Below are 20,058 nucleotides of genomic sequence, written 5' to 3'. Positions count from 1 at the left end.
ATTTTGGCCCTTAATATAAACGTGGGCGAAGTGGAATTGGTATAATTTAATAATTATTTGAAGTAATTAGTTTCTTAATTGAGATAAAATGGTGGCATAAAAAATAAACTCCACTAACTTGTTGAGTTAGAAGAGGTTATTAGGACTTCATTTATTCATCAGGATTAAATTCATTTCTGATTTGAATGCCAGTTCCTTTTTTAGCCGAGAAGATAATTTGATCACCCAACATCAAAGTAGTGTTTCCAGTTGGATGAAGCGGTTGATGATCTCTGAAAATTTCATTAATGGTAATGTCATTACTAAACGGAAGACTCTTGATTGGGGTATTGGCAAGACTCGGATTGGTTAACTTAACCTCATGGAGAATTGATTCGTTGGATTCAATCATCTTAAAGGTAGATGGTACTTCGATCAGTTCTCTGAGCATAGCAATGTTAACGGACAGATTATTGTAAATTTCAACCCCTAGATCAAGAAGTTCTTTCTTGTGTTTGTCAAGGACGTCCCGATTTTCAAAACGGGCAATGACACGACGTACCCCGTACTTCTTAGCTGCCTTAGCTAATTCATAACTTGTTTCTGAGTCAAAGTAGGCCATAACGGTGATGTCACAGTCAAAGTATCCGTTCTCAATCAGGGATTGTGGATCCAATTTGTCGACCAGATGAACGTTAGCCTGACTGTTATAGGAACGGTAGTGTTCCTCGTTGTCAGTATAGACGTTAACGTCATACCATCCGGTTGACAGTTGTTGGGCAACTGGAATGGTTGTTAGGTTGACCCCGAAAAAGTTTACTTTAATCTTAGGATAGGTTTCTGGTTCAACCTTAAAGGCCTTGTTAAAGACCAGGGGTCCAAGGATACAAGTAATAATGGCAGCCAGTAAGAATGCTCCAGATTGTTGCGAGGTAATAACCTTCATGCCCTTGGCAACCTGAAGGATGGCTAACACCATCGTGATGGTGGCACTTGGAAGCGCCATTCCCGCTAGTGAATTTCGCTTATTGAAGCGAAGCCTAAAAATGGGATAAAGTCCCAATTTGGAGATAATATAACTCGCAAAGAAGACTGGGATGAGTATCAGTGTAGCTGGATTAGACAATAACTCTTTGACATTCAAACCGACACCACTCATGATGAAGAAGACAGGGATAAACAGACCGTATCCAATTGAATCCAGCCGGTCTTTAGTCGTTTCGGATGGTTGCAAAAGTTTGTATACCATTCCACCGATGAAGGCTCCTAAGATATCTTCTGAGCCCACGAAAACCGCAATGGTTGATAGGAGCACGATGATAAAGAATGCGAGCCGAATATCAATCTGAGTGGTTGATTTGTTGATTTGGTCTGAGAATTTAAAGAAGCGTTTGAACCACCAGAGTAGAAATCCCGCTACCACAAAGAGAATCAAAATTAACCATAATGACTTACTATCTTTACCGAAGACGGATGCATAGATTGTAAGGGCAAAGATTGGTAAAACTTCACCTAAAGCTGCAATTAACAGAATGGTTTGACCAAAATCACTACCGGTCACATCCTTTTCTTTTAGGGCAGCAATTACGACTCCTAGTGAAATGGTAGCAAATAGAATGGAAGCTAACCAAAAATCACTGAAAAGGCCGCTTAATTTACAGAAGTATCCTAGAATTAATGATAGGATAATAACGGTTGCGTAACCCATGAAGGCTAGTTGGACCGAAGAAAAACGAGGAGCGTTCTTGTTTGACTTCTTTTCGAGTTCACTCGGGTTCTTATTTTTGGGCTTAAATAGTGAAAAATCGATTTCCATTCCACTCAAAAACAGGAGGACAATTACACCGATTTTGGAAAGAATGGATAAGATATTTGAGTCCGATACAATGTTAAATAGACTGGGACCTAAGATGATTCCAACTAAGATTTCTACGACCGCCGTTGGTAGCATAGAAATGTGGAATCTAGCCATGATTAATGGCGTTATGAGGGCCGCCAGTAGAACAATTACTAATGAAATTGAATCCATATTACGATCACCTTGGTTTTTTATATTTTGTCGAGCTGATGTAATATGTTAGAATATTTAGTCAAGTTTAGCAAGCAGGAGGGATTATCCGTTGGAAAATTCAATTAAAAAATCAGAACAGAAGCACCTTGATTTTGTGGAAAGCAAGATTGAAATGGCAGAAGTCGACGCTGCTAAAAAAATTAAAAAAGCGAAGGGTGACCAATCGGAAATCCAAAAAAACTTTTTTAATGATGTTCGTCTGAAGACCAGTACATATAGTGGTCAGATGGAAACCGGAGTCTCAGTCAGACAGCAACAACAACTGTTATCAGAACGGGAAAATCGATGGAAGAATGCCGCTAGAGACTTAGGCACGTTAAAACGGTTGGATCAAAACCCTTATTTCGCACGCATTGATTTTCACGAAGAGGGTGAAAAGCACACCGAGACGATCTATATTGGACTAGCTTCATTTACCGATAATCCAGATGACTACCTGGTTTATGATTGGCGAGCTCCCATTTCCAGTATTTACTATGATAGTGGAATCGGTCAGATGACCTATGATTCACCAGCTGGACCACAGAAGGTGGATGTCAAATTAAAGCGACAAATTGAGATTAAAGACGGTAAGATTGAGACCATCTTTGATACGGATGAAGCGTTAGGCGATAATCTGTTACTAGAAAACCTTAGTCACCAGTCTGATACGAAGATGAAGAGTATCGTAACCACGATCCAGAAGGAACAAAATCAAATCATTCGAGATACTAATTCTGACCTTCTTTTCGTTCAAGGAGCGGCTGGATCAGGAAAAACGGCTGCAGTTTTACAACGAATTGCGTACCTCCTTTACCGTTACCGGGGGAATTTGAACTCTGGTCAAGTCATCTTGTTTTCACCTAACCAATTATTTAATGATTATATTAATGAAGTTTTACCTGAACTAGGGGAACAAAATATGGTTCAGATGACGTATTATCAGTACACTAATCGGCGCGTTCCGCACCTAAGTGTGGAGACGGTTGGTGAGCGTTTCACTGAGACCCACGAAAAGCATCAGCAGAAAGTGGTCGACTTTAAGAACAGTTTGGACTTCTTTAAGTTGGTGGGGAAGTATGCTCATCATTTAAATAAGGAAAATTTCCAATTTAAGGATATTAAGTTTGAACAGAATGTCTTTATCTCCAAAGAAGAGATTAGTGAGATTTACTATCGTTTTAACCAGAACTATAACTTGCGAAATCGATTGGAAGCCACTAAGGAAGAATTAAGTAAGATTTTGAATCGCCACATTGGAAGTGAAATGCGTAAGAAGTGGGTGGAAGAGACCATTGAAGGTCTTGATCAACAACAACTGCAAGCCATTTACGCCAAGTTTGGTGAGAGTATGGATAACCCAGACAAGGAATACAATTTCCTTGCTAAAAAGATTGTCCAAAATGCTTTTCGAAACGTCAAAAAGGCCATTACCCGCGGTCGTTTTGTCAGTATCAACCGTCAATTTGTTAACTTACTAAGAAATGTTCCTCGAATCGCGGACCTGAGTAAATATGGAATTAGTGAGCAGGAATGGAACGATGGAGTGGAAAAATCGATTGATCGTTTAAAGAATGGAAAAATCAGTGATGCTGACATCTCCATTTATCTCTATTTATACGACTTGATTTCTGGGAAACGTCCTGATGTTCATATGCGTTACCTGTTTGTTGATGAAGTTCAGGACTATACTCCATTTCAGTTGGCTTACTTGAAGTTTAATTTTCCCCGAGCTAAGTTTACTTTACTGGGAGATCTTAATCAGGCCATTTTCACCCATGAAAGTAGCCAGAGTTTGTTAAAAGAAATGGAAACGATGTTTGATCCGGAAAAAACTCGTGTCATCGAACTTAATAAATCGTACCGGTCAACCGAACAAATTACTGATTTTACGAAGCATTTGATTCCGGATGGAAGTAAGATTCAATCCTTTGCGAGAACGGGGGAACTCCCTAAGATTAACGTGGTAGGTGATGTTGATAGTGGCATTGACGCTTTAAAAGAGACGATTCAGACCAACGATCAAGCGAACGACACCACGGCTATAATTGCGAAATCATTGGATGAATGTAAACGAGTGCACGAAAAGCTCGAGCAGAAGGGAATTAAATCCACTTTGATTCAGACCGAAAATCAGCGGTTAGTTAAGGGTGTCATTGTGGTCCCAGCTTATCTAGCCAAGGGACTTGAGTTTGATGCCGTTGTTATGTGGAATGGTTCTAAACAAGAATATCCAACGGAACGTGACGATCAGTTAGTTTATACGATTTGTAGTCGTGCCATGCATCGTTTAGATGTGATTTCAATTGGTGAATTATCACCACTGTTTAATGATGTTCCAAAGGATGAATATCAGTTGGTAACCAAGTAGGTGATTGGCGATGAAAGATTTTTATGAATTCAGTAAAAATGAATGGAAAGAGTTTTATCCGAACGAATCAGCGCCGATTACTCAGGCTAATTTGGAACGGTTAAAAGCCTTTAACGACCAAATTTCATTGGATGATGTGTCTAACATCTACATGCCATTGGTTCATTTGTTGGAATTGGCTTCGAAACATTATCAAAATTGGGAAAATACCGAGAGTCACTTTCTAAAACGTTTGACTCCCAAAATTCCGTTTATTATTGGAATTTCAGGAAGTGTAGCAGTTGGGAAATCCACGGCCGCACGCTTACTGCGATACCTTTTTACCGATTTATTACCGGACATGAAGACCCAATTAATTACCACGGACGGCTTTTTGTATCCAACAAAGATCTTGAAGGAGAAGGGAATCCTTGATCGTAAGGGCTTTCCTGAAAGCTATGACATGGAATCTTTAATTCAATTTTTGGTTAAGATTAAAGCCGGGGTAAAAGAAGTGAAAGCTCCCGTTTATTCTCATCAGACTTATGACATTATTCCCAACCGATACGATGTCATTAAGAATCCTGATATCTTAATTATTGAAGGGATCAATACCCTCCAAATTCCGGATCATCAGAAGCTTTACATTGGTGATTTTACTGATTTTTCAATTTACATTGATGCTGATCCGAAATTAATTGAAACGTGGTATCTCAACCGTTTCAAAAAGTTAATGAAGACCGCGTTTAAAGATCCGACCAATTATTATTACAAATATGCGAAAGAGGAACCCCAAAAAGCGATTGAAATGGCTGAAAATGTTTGGAATACCGTTAATTTACCAAATTTAAACGAGTATATATTGCCAACCCGAGAACGGGCTAACCTTATTATTCATAAGGGTAAGGGTCATATCGTGGATAAAGTTTACCTTAGAAAATACTAAAAAAGAGTGATTAATTACTGAGACGACGGTAACTAACCACTCTTTTATTTATGCAGGAGATTTAAAATCCTTGCCAAGTTTACAATTGTAGATTATATTTAGAACTGAGTTTACATATGTAAATTAAATGTTTGAGGGGTGATAGAGTTGAATGAAGTTAAAAAAATTGATGAAATCACACCTGCTGAATGGCAAATTATGCGGCTAATTTGGACCATGGGTTCTAGTTCATCACGAAGCATTATTGATGCTGTCGCCAGTAAACGGGACTGGAAGGAATCAACCATCAAAACCCTACTTGGTCGCTTGGTTAAAAAGGGACTGCTGACAAGAGTAAAACAAGGTCAGCACTTTGTTTATTCATCAACAGTTAGTGAACAAAATGCGATGAATCTGAGCGCTGAGGAACTTTTTAAACAGATGTGTGATATGCGAAAAGGGCAAACGATTATGGATTTAGTTAGTCAAAGTAAGATTAGTAAGGGCGATATTAATCAGTTGGTAAAAATGTTAAACCAAAAATTAAAAACGGCGCCTGATAAAGTTGACTGTAACTGCTTGCCAGGCAATATGAACATGGATTGTCAGTAGAGAGGAGCTTTTTAATGAAAGACATGAACAACGGGAAGCATGATTCAATGAATAATATGAACATGAATCATGACGACCATAAAATGAAAAATATGAATTCCCAAAATAATAAGTCACAAATGAACATGGGTAGTAATCATAAAATGAAGATGGATCATGGTTCGATGAAGATGAAACATGGATCCATGAACATGAATATGAGCGGTGGCTCAATGGACATGGGTGGCGGCCACATGATGAACATGGGAAACTTTAAGCGTCGCTTTTGGATTTCATTGATCCTTACGATCCCCATCCTATTACTTTCTCCATTCATGGGAATGAAACTACCATTTCAGATTACTTTTCCCGGATCAGACTGGGTTGTTATGATCCTCTCAACGATTTTATTCTTCTACGGTGGAGAACCATTCTTTAAGGGAGCTAAAGGTGAATTAGAGAATCGTGCTCCTGCCATGATGACGTTGATCACGCTTGGAATTGGTGCATCTTACTTCTACAGTTTATATGCATTTATCATGAACACCTTTGTTAATCCAAGCGGTCACGTGATGAATTTCTTCTGGGAACTAGCAACGTTGATTGTCATCATGCTTCTAGGTCACTGGATTGAAATGGATGCGGTCATGAACGCTGGAGATGCTCTGAAGAAAATGGCGGCACTGCTTCCTAATACCGCTCATTTAGTTGAACCAAATGGCAAGACAAAGGATGTTAATCTGGATCAGTTGCAAGTTGGCAATGTGGTTCTTGTTCAACCAGGTGAAAAAGTCCCATCCGACGGGGTTGTTGATTCTGGCACGAGTGCCGTAAACGAGTCTTTAGTAACGGGTGAATCAAGAGCTGTTACCAAGAAACCTGGTAGTAAAGTTATTGGTGGATCTGTTAACGGTGACGGTAGTATTAAGGTAAAAGTTACCGCGACTGCCAAAGACGGTTACCTGGCTCAAGTTATCAAGATGGTTCAGGCGTCCCAGAAGGAAAAATCAAAGGCTCAAACGATGGCTGACAAGGTTTCACGTTGGTTGTTCTACGGTGCTTTGATAATTGGAATTCTGGCATTAATTATTTGGACCATTCTTAGTGGACTGAGTTATGGACTACAAAGAATGATTACCGTCTTAGTAATTGCATGTCCTCATGCTTTAGGACTCGCAATTCCCTTGGTTGTTGCTCGAAGCACCTCAATTGGAGCTCAAAATGGTCTTTTAATTCGCCACCGTCAGGCAATTGAAGAAGTTAAGCGCCTTGACTACGTCTTTATGGATAAGACTGGAACTTTAACTGAAGGGGTCTTCCAGGTTAATGACGTCACATCTGATTCAGATATGAGCGACAATGAATTACTTACAAAGTTTGCTGATCTTGAAGCTAATTCAAGCCATCCTCTTGCAACTGGAATTTTAGCTAAGGCTAAAAGGGAAGGGATCAATGTAACTCCGGCTAAAAATGTTCAAGCAATTCAAGGAGTTGGGTTGACCGGTCAGATTGATGACCAAGAATACAAGATTGTTACTGCTAAATATTTATCAGACAATCATTTGGACTATAGCCAAAAGCAGTTTGATGATTTAGCAAGTCAAGGAAATTCAATCAGTTACCTTGTAAGTAATGACAAGGTTCTGGGGGTTATTGCTCAAGGTGATGTCCTTCGTCCGAAGTCAATTGACCTTATCAAGGCTTTAAGAAGAATGAATATCACTCCAGTCATGCTCACTGGTGATAATGATTTAGCTGCTAAACGAGTCGCACATCAGTTAGGTGACATTGATTATCGTGCTGAACTACTTCCACAGAACAAGGAAGAAATCATTAAAGAGTATCAGAGTAAGGGTAACGATGTCATGATGGTCGGAGATGGTATCAACGATGCACCAAGTTTGTCTCGAGCTAACATTGGAGTTGCCATCGGTGCTGGAACCGACGTTGCAATTGAATCGGCTGATGTTGTTTTAGTCAAAAGTGATCCGGAAGATATCATTGATTTCTTGGATCTCGCTAGAGCAACTAACCGTAAAATGGTTGAGAACCTCTGGTGGGGTGCTGGATACAATATTATTGCGATGCCGCTAGCTGCTGGGATTCTTGCTCCATGGGGTATCATCCTTTCTCCAGCGGTTGGAGCCTTAATTATGTCAGCTTCAACGATTATCGTTGCTGTTAATGCTTTAACTCTTCACATGGGAAAAATTAAAGAATAAATTCTTAAAAGAACATAATTAACAATTAATTAGTTGATTAAGTTAGAGTGGCTTCCATTTGCCACTCTTTTTTTGTATAATCGATTCATTAAGTAACAAATTAAGTAATAAGGGATGGTGGAGTTCATGGATCAAGAAAAGAAAAAATATTCTCCAATGATGAAATTTTCATTATTGGCAGTTTCATTAGTTTTGGCGTCATCATTATCAGTTTCAGCTGAAGTGCCTCAATGGCAGTGTGCGTTCCCTGGACATTCTTACTCAAGTATTGAGTTAATTGCCACCATGCCCGCTCTTGCCGTTATCATTTTTTTGTTGGCAAGTAGTTGGATTGCTAAAAAAATTGGTCCCAAGCGAACGGTGATCTTTGGACTGTTGGTTAGTGGAATAGCTGGGGTCATTCCCATCTTCGTCACTAATTATTATGTTATGCTCATTTCCAGATTTGCCTTTGGTATTGGTTTGGGATTATTAAATGGATTAGCCGTTAGTCTGATCGGAACCTTCTTTAAGGGAAAAGAGAAGAATCAGCTAATGGGGGTTAGAAGTGGCTTTGAGATGTTAGGAAATGCCATTTCGGCCTATGTTGCTGGTGCGCTACTGGTTGACTTTGGTTGGCACAGTGCCTTCTTGATTTATACTTTGGCATTTCCAGTGGCCATCCTGTTCTTCTTCTTTGTGCCAAATCCACCGCAAGAGGAACATTATCAAGCCGAACGAAAAAATCAGTATTTCCCAAAAGTTAATACCGATGTTTTATTTTGGACAATTCTTTTGGCTGTTTATCAAATTACTTACGTCGGAGCAACCGTTCGAATTGCCGAGTTCATCGAAGGAACGGGAATTGGTTCTACCCAACAATCGGCCGTGGTAATTAGTATTGCCCCAATCTTTGGACTAGTTGGTGGGATTATTTTTAGTGTGGCACTCATGAAATTAAAGAAGTATCTATTGCCCGTTGGAATCATTGCGAGTGGAATTTGTCAGTTATGGATTGGCTTGTCACATTCCTTCTTTAGTGCCGCACTTGGATTCTTTTTGGTAACTTTCCTTGATGCCGTGGTAGTTTCATACATTTTAAACATTGCCACCGAGATCTCATCAAAGGGAACTTTAAACCTAACAACTTCGATTTTGTTGATCGGTAGTAATTGTGGAATTTTCTTAGCACCAATCGCTTTAGGTGGAATTGATTCAGTCTTTAGTTCCAATAAACCTGCTTTAACCTTCGTGGTTTGTGGAATTATTCTTCTTGCTATGGGAGCAGTTGGTTTATGGGACATTAAAATCTTTCGTAGAAAAATCTTTAAATAAGGCAGTGCGATGCACCGCCTTATTTATTTTGTCTGAAGGAGGAAATCATGAAAGTCGATTTTAAAAGTGAAAGCCACCATCCTTTATCGCTAAAAGCCTTTTTAACTCAACAAGGAATTAGTCATCGAATGTATGCCGACCTGAAACGACAAAGTCATCCTTTAGAAATTAATGGTAAGCGAGTTGATCCAGATGGGACCGTTAATTTTGGCGACTTGGTCTCCGTTCATTTTCCTAATGAGCCATCGGATCCACGAATCATAACGAGTTTTCAGCCAATTAAAGTGATTTATGAGGATGATAATTGGCTGGTTGTCAACAAGGAGGCTGGGTTAACGTCAGTTCCTGGTCCAAGTAATCAAGACGATACGTTAGTGAACCGGATTAAGGGTCATTTAGTGAAAGAAAAAGCGGCCAACTTAAAGCCCCATATTATTACCCGGTTAGATCGGTTTACGAGTGGGGGTGGTTCTTGTCGCTAAGAATCGGTTGGCTAATAGTTATGCAAACATGGAACTTAATCAGCACCAAATTGATAAACGATATTTAGCACTGGTGGTTGGAAAAATGGATCATCAGCACGGGATGATTGACCAGCCGATTGGTAGGATCGGAAATGACTTTGCACGCCAGGTGACGCCAAACGGACATTCAGCTCAAACGGAATACTGGGTAAAAGAGGAATTTTCTGGCTATTCATTACTTGAAATTAAGCTTCACACGGGGAGAACCCACCAGATTCGGGTTCACATGACATCCATTAATCATCGGCTTTTAGGTGATCAATTGTATCAAGGTCCCATGGACCGAGGCATGGACCGAGGGATTACCCGTCAGGCTTTGCATGCATCATTCATCTCTTTTTTTGATCCATTTCAAAAGCAACAGTTGAATTTTAAAGCCAAAGTCCCCGATGATATGCAAGGATTGATTTCTAAAAACTAGTATGTAATTTTTTCAAAGTTTGCTACAATTAAATTAAATTAGTAAGGAGCATGGTCGAATGGAAGACAACATTCAGTTAGGTGAAAAGCCGTTTGATAAGATGATGTTTGTACTTAAGAATCCGGTGACCGAAAAAAATCATCTCGATTATAAGTTCAAAGAATACGAAATGCAGCAGATTGCAGATGATATCTGGGCAATGCCCGCGTATATGAAAAAAGACGATGATTTTACCATCTTTTTTATTGTTACTAAGGTTGACAGTGGAGAAGTCGTGGTAGCCATGGCAGAGGGTCAATCTGGTAAAAACGGCCAGTTTGATCTCTCACGTCCCATTAACACGGGAGCGGGTTTGAATGCTTTAAACAAACACGATCAAAGTCAAGCCCTTGAAGCACTGCACTTTTTAAATTTAATTTCAAAAGCCGGTGAAGGCGAATGGCGAATGGTAGAAGATTAGACAAAGACAAGGAGAATTAACATGGCCCAAATCTATTTAGCAAGTCCCTTTTTCAGTGACGAACAGATTCAAAGAATTGAAGTCGTTGAAAAAGCGTTAGAAGCAAACCCAACGGTTACCGATTTTTATTCCCCACGGAAACATCAAGATGCCGAAAATGAACAGTTTACTCTGCCATGGGCAAACGAGATTTATCATCGTGACATGGAAAACTTAGCAGCTGCTAAAGTGGTAGTTGCTGTGGTCGACTTTGTTGGTGATAATGTTGACAGTGGAACTGCTTATGAAATTGGTGCTGGAGTTCAGATGGGCAAACCAGTGGTTGTTTTTCAACAAAAGGATGAACCATTAAATTTGATGATTTCAGAAAGCTTGCATGCTTACCTTAGAAATGGGGAGCAGCTTCAGGCTTATGACTTTTCTAAGATGCCAGAAAGTCATTACACAGGTAGTATTTTTTAATATAAATCGAAATAAAGGAGAAAGATTATGAATAATGATCAATTATCTGGAATGAGATTTTTCGAAGTCACGGTATTAAATGCAGTTATTACGATCCTTGAATTTTTAGGGGGGATTTTTTCTGGAAGCTTATCACTTCTTTCAGATGCATTCCATAATCTGGGAGATTCCATTTCAATTGTATTGAGCTATATTGCTCATCGGATTAGTAAAAAACAGCAAACCAAGCAGAATACGTATGGATTTAAACGAGCTGAAATTATTTCGGCCTTTCTCAATTCATTGTTTTTGATCTTGATTTCCATTTTTTTAATTATTGAAGCGATTAGTCGAATCTCACATCCAGAAACCATTGATGGCCCAGTAATGTTGGGAGTTGCGATTGTGGGAACCATTGCTAACTTCGTTTCAGCATTTCTGCTCAACAAGGGAGCCAAACACAATTTAAACATGAAGGCGACTTACCTTCATCTTCTAAGTGATTCATTGTCCTCACTTGGAATCATCTTTGGCGGAATTTTAATCTCATTTTTTAACTGGACGATTGTGGATCCGATCGTAACGATTTTGGTGGCTTTGTATATCATGTGGGAAAGCTGGCCTATCATTAAGAAGACGGTTGGAATTCTAATGGAATGTGCTCCCAATCTTAATTACGCTGCCATTAAAAAGGATTTGCTTAAAATCAACGGTGTGACTAGTGTTCATCACGTTCACGCCATGATGGTTGACGAGAATAGCATTGTCTTTTCAGCTCATGTCAACATGAAGGATATGCCACTTAGTCAAGTTCAATTAATTTATGATCAAATTAATAAATTATTAAAAGGAAAATATCACATTGACCACGTTACGATTCAACCAGAAGTTGATCGGGGTCGCCACGATGATTTATTTTATGATAATGGAAAAGACATCTAAAAAAAGCTTCTATCCATGTAGGATAGAAGCTTTTTTAATGAATTAGAGTGAACTATAAAGTATTGTCAGGATCTAACTTATTAGTTGCGTTAACGTACCATTCTGACCAATCGACGGTAGGATTACCGTTTTCGAAGTAAGTCTGACTTAACTTACTTAATAGACTAGCGAAGTCATCATAGTCGAACTTGATGACGTCAGCCACAATATCACGTGGACTATTATTACTTACGGTTACAATTTCACGGTTAAGGTCGGCAATGACGCCAGATTCGCCGTCAAATGTACTCATAACTTCCAAGTTGTTGTTTCTGAATAATTGGATATAAAAGGGAACAAAATCGTTAACAACCTTTTGTTGAGCTTGTTCACTTAAATCATTAAACTTTACATTGTCACTCATATTTTTCCTCCTATGCGATACCATTACAAATCTAATTTAATTATATCTGTCTCGCTACCATTCGTAAAATAATTTTTTGCTGTGGTAACTCTTTGAGATTTTTGGGGAATATTTTGATATGCTAGAAATATTAAAGAAAAGGGGTGAGTCGAATGTTTGGGAAAAATCAGTTGGATCCGGATTCTCGCTTTCGTAACTATAGTGATTTGGTCATTAAAACCTGTATGTTAGCCGGTAAAATCATGATTGAGAATGGTTCTGAAATGACCCGTGTCAACGATACCATTAAACGAATTGCTAGAAACGCGGGCATGCCAAACTTGAAGACTTACATTACAATTACGGGGATCATGATCTCCGTTAACGATAATTCAGAAACACAAATTACTGAGATTGATAAACGAGCCTTTGATCTTCGTAAAATCACGGCCGTAAATGACCTATCCAGACGCTTTGCTGAGCATAAAACCACCCTAGAGCAATTTTATCAGGAGTTACAACACGTAAGTGACCTGGATACGTATTTTCCGTACTGGATGAAAATATTATCCGCAGCAATTCTATCGGGGTCAATTGAGGTGGTCTTTCGGGGAGATTATTCCGTGTTTTTTATTACCTGTGTGATTGGGATGCTGGGATGGATTATCTTTGATTACCTGAACCGCATTGTGAAGGTGGAGTTTATTAATGAGTTTACGGCTGCCATTTCGATTGGAATGTTGGCCATGTTAGCGCGTAAATTAGGACTTGGCAGTGGGGTTGATAATATGATCATCGGAGGTGTAATGCCCCTAGTTCCTGGAGTTCAGATTACTAATGCGGTTCGAGATCTTATGTCAGGGAACCTTGTTAGTGGGCCAGCTCGTGCCATGGAAGCCATTATGGGTGCTTGTGCGCTTGGTTTTGGTGTAGCATTGGCCTTGAAATGGTTTGGATAGGAGGGTTGGATATCGAATTCTTAGTTAAAGTTATCGGGGTCTACGTAGCAACCCTTTGTTTTGCGATATTAATCAACGTTCCACCACGCGCACTTAATTTGGGTGGTCTTGTTGGGGTGGCCAGTTACCTAGTTTATCTAACCTACAATTCGATCTTTGGTGGTTACGTTGGTGGAAATGTCTTTGGAGCTTTCACGATTGGGATCCTTGGAATGTTGGCCGCAAGATACAAGAAAATGCCGATCATCGTTTTTAATATTCCCGCCTTGGTACCGTTGGTTCCGGGAGGGCAGGCTTATGAGGTGATGAAGTATATTGCGACTGGAAACACGCACCTGGCCTTTGTTTACTTGATGCAGGTGGCGATGATTGCTGGTGCTTTGGCAATCGGCTTTTTACTTGCTGAGTTGGCCATTCAACTTTTCTTTCACGTTACGCATCTTTTAAAAAGTTTTGTTTCCTAACCCTAAACTAAAAAATATCCTCATTGATTTTTTGTCAATGAGGATATTTTTAGTTAGTTTGAAGTTGTTTAACAAAATTCTTGTAATCACGTTCCTCACCAGTATCAGAAATTTGAATCTGGTTAAGGTTGGAATTGTGAAGATCATCTTCACTAATGGTTAACTTGTTAGTGAAGGTGGCATTTCCAATTAGGTGAAGTTCATACTGATCTCCTGTCCGCTTGATGTGAGTTCTTACCATCCCACCAGGATTGTAGACGTTAACTAACTCATCAAAGTCGCCATCATGGGTAAGGATTTCATAGATGAGGCTAGTGGCAGTCATTCCAGTTCCACATGCATTGGTCAGACCGACACCACGTTCAAAGGTCCGCACGAATAACTCATTTTCATCCATAACGTTTGCAAAACTCACGTTGACGCCGTCGGTAAAGTATGGATTTTTTTTGTTTAACATGGTTCCGAGATGGACAAGATCGTCAGACTTCACTTGATCCATCCCCATGAAGCTAATGAGATGGGGATTAGGAACGGCAACAGCCGAATACTCTAATCCAGAAATAAAATCGTCAACTGGCTGATCAATTAGCGGGGTTTTGAGATTTTCTAACGGGAGACTTTTACCATCGAATGAAATGGGGGAGATTTGAACACTAAATGCTGGAACGCCCTCAGCAATGTCAGCTTCCCTTTGAACGTCAAGATCGGCATCGTTGGTTTCTACTTTAAAATGCGTTTGGTTGAACTTTTGAGCGAGATATCGGGATACCGTTCGGAGTCCGTTACCACACATGGAAGCCTCACTGCCATCGGCGTTAAAGACTCGCATTTTACCAAGAGCACCTGGATGGCTGGATGAATCGACCACCAGAAGTCCGTCTGCACCATTTAAGACGTTATTTTCAGGGTCAGCGATGGTTTGTGCTAGTTGTTTTAATTCATTATCATTTAACTTTTGGTGTAGGGTGGTTTGATCCAGGATAAAGAATTGGTTCTCTGATCCGTGGACTTTAAGTAAATTAGCCATTATTTTTTCTCCTAGTAAATTAGTCGGTTATTATCGAAAAAGTTGCGATATATTAATTTAACCGCTTTGTCTGAATCCTTAATATCGGTTCCAAGCATCACTGAAATCTTAGAGGCCCCTTCATTAATCATGTGAATGGAGATTCCGTTATCCGTTAGTGGACGAATGATTTTTTCGATGGTGTGATTGTCAGATTGCATGCCTTCCCCAACAATCATGATGATGGCATAGTCGTTAATCCAGCGAAGTTGATCGGGATGAAGGGCGGCTTTAATTTCCTTGGTAATTTCTTTTACGATGTGATCATTTAGTTGTGACTTATCAAAAATGATGGTCAAATCATCGATCCCGGAAGGCATGTGTTCGTATGAAACACCGTACTTATACAGAATCTTTAGGATGGTAAGGGTAAATCCAACCTGCTTATTAAGTAAGTAACGATGAATGTAAAGGGCTGAGAAGTGCTTGGCACTCGCCACGCCAGTAATTACTCGCGTAGGTTGAAATTTATTTTCGGGAACGATCATCGTTCCTGGAAGGTCAGGGGCCGACGTGTTTTTGACGTTGATCGGGATGCCAACCTGAATGGCTGGAATGATGGCCTCATCATGAAAGACCGAGAAGCCAGCATATGAAAGTTCTCGCATTTCCCGATAGGTCATTACGTCAATGGCTTTCGGATTCTTAACCACCCGTGGATCAACCGAATAAATCGCGTTTACGTCGGTAAAATTTTCGTACAAGTCAGCTTGAAGTCCTCTGGCAACGATTGAACCAGTAATGTCAGATCCACCTCGCGAAAAGGTGGCGATTTGGTTGTCATCATTGATACCGAAAAAGCCAGGAAAAACCATTTTTTCTTTTATGTCACGAAACTTGCGGATGTTTTCATAAGTGGCCGGGTTAATTTGAGCGTCTTCAACGTTACCAGTGACTTTGAAACCGATCTGCTTGGGATCCATGAATTTGGCGGGAATTTCAAGCTGATTTAAAATCATGGTTAACATCTGAGCATTCAGGAACTCACCTTGAGCCTTAAAAGTACTCATCAAGTGTGCAGTATCCGGGAACGATTGGTTGGGTAAATCATTTAATTGCGTAACAATTTGATTAATCTGTTGCTCATTAACGTGAAATGAACGGCCAATTTCTTGGTATCGATCAATAATCTGATTGAGGGTATCGGAGAAATCTTCGTGATTAATGACCTGGTTGGCGTACTCAATCAATAGGTCTGTCACCTTAATGTCACCCTTGAAGCGGGTTCCAGGGGCGGAAACCACGATGGCTCTGCGATCGGGATCTGATTTAATAATGTTGATTACCTTTTGAAATTGGGGTCCGTTGGCTAGCGAACTACCACCAAACTTAGTTACTTTCATGAATTACTCATCCTTAAGAATTTAATTAAGTTGAATTGTAGCATTATTTTTAGATTTATCAATCGCATTAACAAAATATATGTGAAATAATTATTAATTAAGTTATATCAATTGACGAATTGGTGGAAATGGGGTATATTCTTAACAAATTCAAATAGAGGTTGCAGACAACAAGATTAGCTAACGGAGATGTTACTCGTTACTGAACTTAGTGAAAGGGTTGCTTGCCGAAGCACTATGCCAGAGTAGGGACATGGTTGCTGGGACGTGATTTAATAAGTTGCGGACTGTCGCAGATATTCTGCGGGGAGCTATTCAAGAATATTTGATCAAATAATGTCAAACGAATTATTTTTAGATCTTTTTGTTCAACTCCTGAGCAAAGAGATCTTTTTTTATAAATTATTTAAGAGGTGCGATGATGAAGTCGGTTATTGATAAGCAGGATATTAGGGATCATGATTTGTACATTGGCGGTATTAAAGCCAGTGATTTGGCAAAGGAATACGGAACACCTTTAGAAGTTTATGACGTTACTCAGATCAGAAGTCAGATCAGAAAATTTAAACAAGTGTTTGAAGAACGCCACGTCGATTACTCGGTGAATTATGCTAGTAAAGCCTTTGCCACGATCGGAATGTATCAGATTGTGAAGCAAGAAGGGGCTGGGATCGACGTTGTTTCTGGTGGCGAGTTGTTTACGGCTCTTCAAGCTGATTTTCCGATGAATCGCGTGAGTTTTCACGGCAATAATAAGTCAAAGGATGAATTAGAGATGGCCGTGAAAAACGGGGTAGGGACGATCATGTTGGATAATTTCCATGAGATCGACTTATTACACGACGTTTTAGAGGAACAAAATGCCAATATTGATGTGATGTTACGAATTACTCCAGGGATCTCAGCTCACACCCATGAGTATATCCAGACGGGTCAAGTCGACAGTAAATTTGGGTTTGACCTTGGTTCAGGTCAAGCCGATGAAGCACTTCAACGGGTCTTAAAGGAAAAGCGAATGAACATGAAGGGTGTTCATGCCCATATTGGCTCTCAGATCTTTTCGACGAAGGGTTTTGTGGGAGCTGCCGATAAATTAGTGGATGTGATGAAACACTGGCACGATGACTTTGGTTACACTGCTAAGGTTGTTAATGTTGGTGGGGGATTTGGAATTCAGTACACTGACGAAGAACATCCGGTTGCACCAGAGGAATTTGTATCAGCAATCGTAGATGAGATTAAACAGAAGACGAAATCATATGATTTGCCGACACCCGCAATTTGGATTGAACCAGGACGCTCGATCGTTGGTACCGCTGGTTATAGCTTGTACACCATTGGCTCTAGAAAAGATGTTCCTGGAATTAAGTCCTACGTTGCTGTAGACGGTGGAATGGGCGATAACATTCGGCCAGCTTTGTATGAAGCTGATTATGAAGGTGCCCTTGCCACCAACGCTGATGGCAAACCCGTTGAGGATGTTCGCATCGCTGGAAAGTATTGTGAATCAGGCGATATTTTAATTCAAAATCAGCCCATTCCTAAGAGCAAGCCTGGCGACATATTCGTTATTTTTAATACTGGTGCTTACGGATACTCGATGGCTTCTAACTATAATCGCAATCCACGACCAGCCGTGGTTTTTGTCGAGAATGGGAAATCTCAGATCGCGGTTAAACGTGAGAGCTACGCAGACTTAAGTCGGTTAGATACAAAATTAAAGGAGAATTAGCATGGCACAATTAGACGCACAATCAATCATTAAATTTATTTCTGAGTCAGATAAAAAGACTCCCGTTAAGGTCTACCTAAAGGGTAAGCTAGGCAAAATTAAATTTCCTAAGGGAATTGAGAATTTTACCACGAATAAAACGGGAGTAATCTTTGGCGATTGGGCCAACGTCTCCAAATTTCTCAAGAAAAACAAGAAGTTAATTAGTAAGTATGAAATTGAAAGTGATGCTCGAAATTCGGCGGTGCCACTCCTTGATACCAAGAATCTAGATGCTCGAATTGAGCCAGGTGCCATCATTCGGGACCAAGTGGTAATTGGCAAACATGTGGTTATCATGATGGGAGCCTTGATTAACATTGGAGCCGAAATTGGTGATGATTCTATGATTGACATGGGAACCATTCTTGGCGGTCGTGCCATTGTTGGTAAACACTGTCACATTGGTGCTGGGGCCGTTTTAGCGGGTGTAATTGAACCCGCCAGTGCCGAACCAGTTCGGATTGATGATAACGTCCTAGTCGGTGCAAACGCCGTGGTAATCGAGGGTGTTCATGTTGGTGAAGGAGCGGTCATCGCTGCCGGATCCGTCGTATTACACGATGTTGAGCCCAACACAATGGTAGCTGGAGTTCCCGCTAAAAAGATCAAAGATATTGATAATCAGACTAAGTCCAAAACAAAACTCGAAGATGATTTAAGGAAGTGATGGATGTGTCCAAGACTGAAACGAAGTTGAGTAATAACGATTTACTAAAAATTTATCGGCATCTTCATCAGATTCCTGAATTAGCCATGCATGAGTTTGAAACCCATGAATATTTAAAGCATGTGATTGACGGGTTAACGACTTCTTACATGGAAACAGAAGTGCCAGAAAAATTACCAACGGCCATCTTGGTATTAGTTCATGGAACCAAGCCGAAACGGACAATTGGTTATCGAACTGATATTGACGCTTTGCCCGTTAGCGAAAAGACCGACTTACCCTTTGCGTCTAAGCATGCAGGAGTGATGCATGCATGTGGACATGATATTCACATGACGGTAGCTTTGAGTATCTTAAATTACTACTCTCAGCATCAACCTCAGGATAACCTATTGATGTTTTTCCAACCGGCCGAAGAAAGTGAAAATGGTGGGAAGGTTGCCTATGAAGACGACATTTTCACCGGGAAGTGGCGTCCTGATGAGTTTTATGGATTACATGACAATCCGCAGTTACCGGCTGGTACGATTGGTTGTCGGATGGGAACCCTTTTCGCTGGGACTACTGAAGTTAATGTTGATCTAGTGGGAAAGAGTGGTCATGCGGCTTATCCGCAGGACGCCAACGATATGATCGTGGCCGCTAGTCAGTTTATTAATCAGGTCCAAACGATTGTGTCACGGAGTGTTGATCCCATTGAAGGTGGAGTTGTTACCTTTGGAAAGATGGAGGCGGGAACGATTCGGAATGTCATCGCTGGCCATGCTCGCATTGAAGGAACGATTCGAGGATTAACACAAAAGATGATTGAATTGATTGATCAACGGCTAAAAGAGGTCGCCAATGGGATTGCTACCAGTTACGATTGCAAGGTTCAATTGGACTTGAATCAGGGTGGTTATCTTCCAGTTGAAAATAATCCAAAGTTAACCAGTAATTTTATTAATTACATGGAGAATCAAGCGGACGTTGATTTTATTAACACGATGCCAGCCATGACAGGGGAAGACTTTGGGTATCTTCTATCTAAGATTCCTGGCACAATGTTTTGGTTAGGCATTGGTGATCCCGATTCTCAACTTCATGAGGCAACGCTTACCCCTAATCCAGCAGCAATTAAGATTGGCAGCAGAGCCATTATTGGATTTTTGAATTTCCGGATGCAGCAAGCAGCAAAGTAAGGA

General features: G+C 40.2%; 19 protein-coding genes and 1 riboswitch. Of the genes, 15 read left to right on the top strand and 4 right to left on the bottom strand.

From position 1 onward, the window contains the following. Window positions 1-151 precede the first annotated feature (151 nt). Complete coding sequence (locus tag AC6UD2_RS00630; RefSeq protein WP_500697675.1) at window positions 152-2,008, bottom strand: cation:proton antiporter domain-containing protein; 1,857 nt, start codon at window positions 2,006-2,008, stop codon at window positions 152-154. A 91-nt stretch (window positions 2,009-2,099) separates the two neighbouring features. Between AC6UD2_RS00630 and helD the strand changes: the two genes are divergently transcribed. The 10 genes from helD to AC6UD2_RS00580 all read left to right on the top strand — a co-directional run bounded on the left by helD (window position 2,100) and on the right by AC6UD2_RS00580 (window position 12,219). After that, window positions 2,100-4,400: an RNA polymerase recycling motor HelD gene (gene helD / locus AC6UD2_RS00625; protein ID WP_500697674.1), complete on the top strand. Its 2,301-nt coding sequence runs from the start codon at window positions 2,100-2,102 to the stop codon at window positions 4,398-4,400. Between the two features lie 10 nt (window positions 4,401-4,410). After that, window positions 4,411-5,325: a type I pantothenate kinase gene (coaA, locus tag AC6UD2_RS00620; RefSeq protein ID WP_039144122.1), complete on the top strand. Its 915-nt coding sequence runs from the start codon at window positions 4,411-4,413 to the stop codon at window positions 5,323-5,325. Window positions 5,326-5,472: 147 nt separating this feature from the next. Next, window positions 5,473-5,916, top strand: coding sequence for a CopY/TcrY family copper transport repressor (locus tag AC6UD2_RS00615; protein ID WP_500697673.1), 444 nt, complete (start codon window positions 5,473-5,475; stop codon window positions 5,914-5,916). 14 nt (window positions 5,917-5,930) lie between these two features. Then, window positions 5,931-8,117, top strand: coding sequence for a heavy metal translocating P-type ATPase (locus tag AC6UD2_RS00610; RefSeq protein WP_052236597.1), 2,187 nt, complete (start codon window positions 5,931-5,933; stop codon window positions 8,115-8,117). A 126-nt stretch (window positions 8,118-8,243) separates the two neighbouring features. After that, on the top strand, window positions 8,244-9,431 hold the full coding sequence (locus AC6UD2_RS00605) for an MFS transporter (RefSeq protein WP_500697672.1): 1,188 nt from the start codon (window positions 8,244-8,246) through the stop codon (window positions 9,429-9,431). A gap of 47 nt (window positions 9,432-9,478) precedes the next feature. After that, on the top strand, window positions 9,479-9,913 hold the full coding sequence (locus AC6UD2_RS00600; RefSeq protein ID WP_500697671.1) for a hypothetical protein: 435 nt from the start codon (window positions 9,479-9,481) through the stop codon (window positions 9,911-9,913). Further along, on the top strand, window positions 9,891-10,376 hold the full coding sequence (locus tag AC6UD2_RS00595; protein ID WP_500697670.1) for an RluA family pseudouridine synthase: 486 nt from the start codon (window positions 9,891-9,893) through the stop codon (window positions 10,374-10,376). The genes AC6UD2_RS00600 and AC6UD2_RS00595 overlap by 23 nt, the downstream gene beginning before the upstream one ends. 58 nt (window positions 10,377-10,434) lie before the next feature. Beyond that, window positions 10,435-10,836 carry a hypothetical protein gene (locus tag AC6UD2_RS00590; protein ID WP_039144128.1) on the top strand — a complete coding sequence of 134 codons (402 nt, stop codon included), beginning with the start codon at window positions 10,435-10,437 and terminating at the stop codon, window positions 10,834-10,836. A 21-nt stretch (window positions 10,837-10,857) separates the two neighbouring features. Further along, window positions 10,858-11,298, top strand: a complete 441-nt coding sequence (locus AC6UD2_RS00585; RefSeq protein ID WP_010022667.1) for a nucleoside 2-deoxyribosyltransferase — start codon at window positions 10,858-10,860, stop codon at window positions 11,296-11,298. A gap of 27 nt (window positions 11,299-11,325) precedes the next feature. Then, entirely contained in the window at window positions 11,326-12,219 is an 894-nt protein-coding gene (locus AC6UD2_RS00580; RefSeq protein ID WP_056978995.1) for a cation diffusion facilitator family transporter, read from the top strand. A 52-nt stretch (window positions 12,220-12,271) separates the two neighbouring features. On the opposite strand, the gene AC6UD2_RS00575 is transcribed toward AC6UD2_RS00580, so the two are convergent. Then, the gene (locus AC6UD2_RS00575; protein ID WP_010022669.1) at window positions 12,272-12,622 is read right to left on the bottom strand and encodes a hypothetical protein; all 351 of its coding nucleotides are present in this window, start codon (window positions 12,620-12,622) and stop codon (window positions 12,272-12,274) included. 152 nt (window positions 12,623-12,774) lie between these two features. Here AC6UD2_RS00575 and AC6UD2_RS00570 point away from each other — a divergent pair, with 152 nt between their 5' ends. Together AC6UD2_RS00570 and AC6UD2_RS00565 are read left to right on the top strand one after the other, a co-directional pair. Then, a complete protein-coding gene (locus tag AC6UD2_RS00570; RefSeq protein ID WP_010022670.1) occupies window positions 12,775-13,560 on the top strand; it encodes a threonine/serine exporter family protein in 786 nt (261 codons plus the stop codon). Between the two features lie 5 nt (window positions 13,561-13,565). Next, a complete protein-coding gene (locus tag AC6UD2_RS00565; RefSeq protein WP_052236601.1) occupies window positions 13,566-14,024 on the top strand; it encodes a threonine/serine exporter family protein in 459 nt (152 codons plus the stop codon). Window positions 14,025-14,073: 49 nt separating this feature from the next. Here AC6UD2_RS00565 and dapF read toward each other — a convergent pair whose 3' ends face one another. Next, on the bottom strand, window positions 14,074-15,051 hold the full coding sequence (gene dapF / locus AC6UD2_RS00560; RefSeq protein ID WP_500697669.1) for a diaminopimelate epimerase: 978 nt from the start codon (window positions 15,049-15,051) through the stop codon (window positions 14,074-14,076). An 11-nt stretch (window positions 15,052-15,062) separates the two neighbouring features. Beyond that, window positions 15,063-16,433 (bottom strand): aspartate kinase, encoded by a 1,371-nt coding sequence (locus AC6UD2_RS00555; protein WP_500697668.1) that lies wholly within the window; start codon window positions 16,431-16,433, stop codon window positions 15,063-15,065. A gap of 147 nt (window positions 16,434-16,580) precedes the next feature. Continuing rightward, window positions 16,581-16,755, top strand: a riboswitch (Lysine riboswitch). 96 nt (window positions 16,756-16,851) lie between these two features. On the opposite strand from AC6UD2_RS00555, the gene lysA reads away from it, so the two are divergent. The 3 genes from lysA to AC6UD2_RS00540 are packed head-to-tail and all read left to right on the top strand — an operon-like array spanning window position 16,852 to window position 20,055. Next, complete coding sequence (gene lysA / locus AC6UD2_RS00550; protein WP_500697667.1) at window positions 16,852-18,165, top strand: diaminopimelate decarboxylase; 1,314 nt, start codon at window positions 16,852-16,854, stop codon at window positions 18,163-18,165. 1 nt (window position 18,166) lies between these two features. Beyond that, the gene (dapD, locus tag AC6UD2_RS00545) at window positions 18,167-18,874 is read left to right on the top strand and encodes a 2,3,4,5-tetrahydropyridine-2,6-dicarboxylate N-acetyltransferase (RefSeq protein ID WP_010022676.1); all 708 of its coding nucleotides are present in this window, start codon (window positions 18,167-18,169) and stop codon (window positions 18,872-18,874) included. Continuing rightward, a complete protein-coding gene (locus AC6UD2_RS00540) occupies window positions 18,874-20,055 on the top strand; it encodes an N-acetyldiaminopimelate deacetylase (RefSeq protein ID WP_500697666.1) in 1,182 nt (393 codons plus the stop codon). The genes dapD and AC6UD2_RS00540 overlap by 1 nt, the downstream gene beginning before the upstream one ends. Window positions 20,056-20,058: the final 3 nt, after the last annotated feature.

This window comes from Fructilactobacillus sp. X2R5C2 (assembly GCF_059901375.1).
Note: the sequence above shows the minus strand (reverse complement) of the source record. Positions and strands in the feature narration are given on the sequence as shown.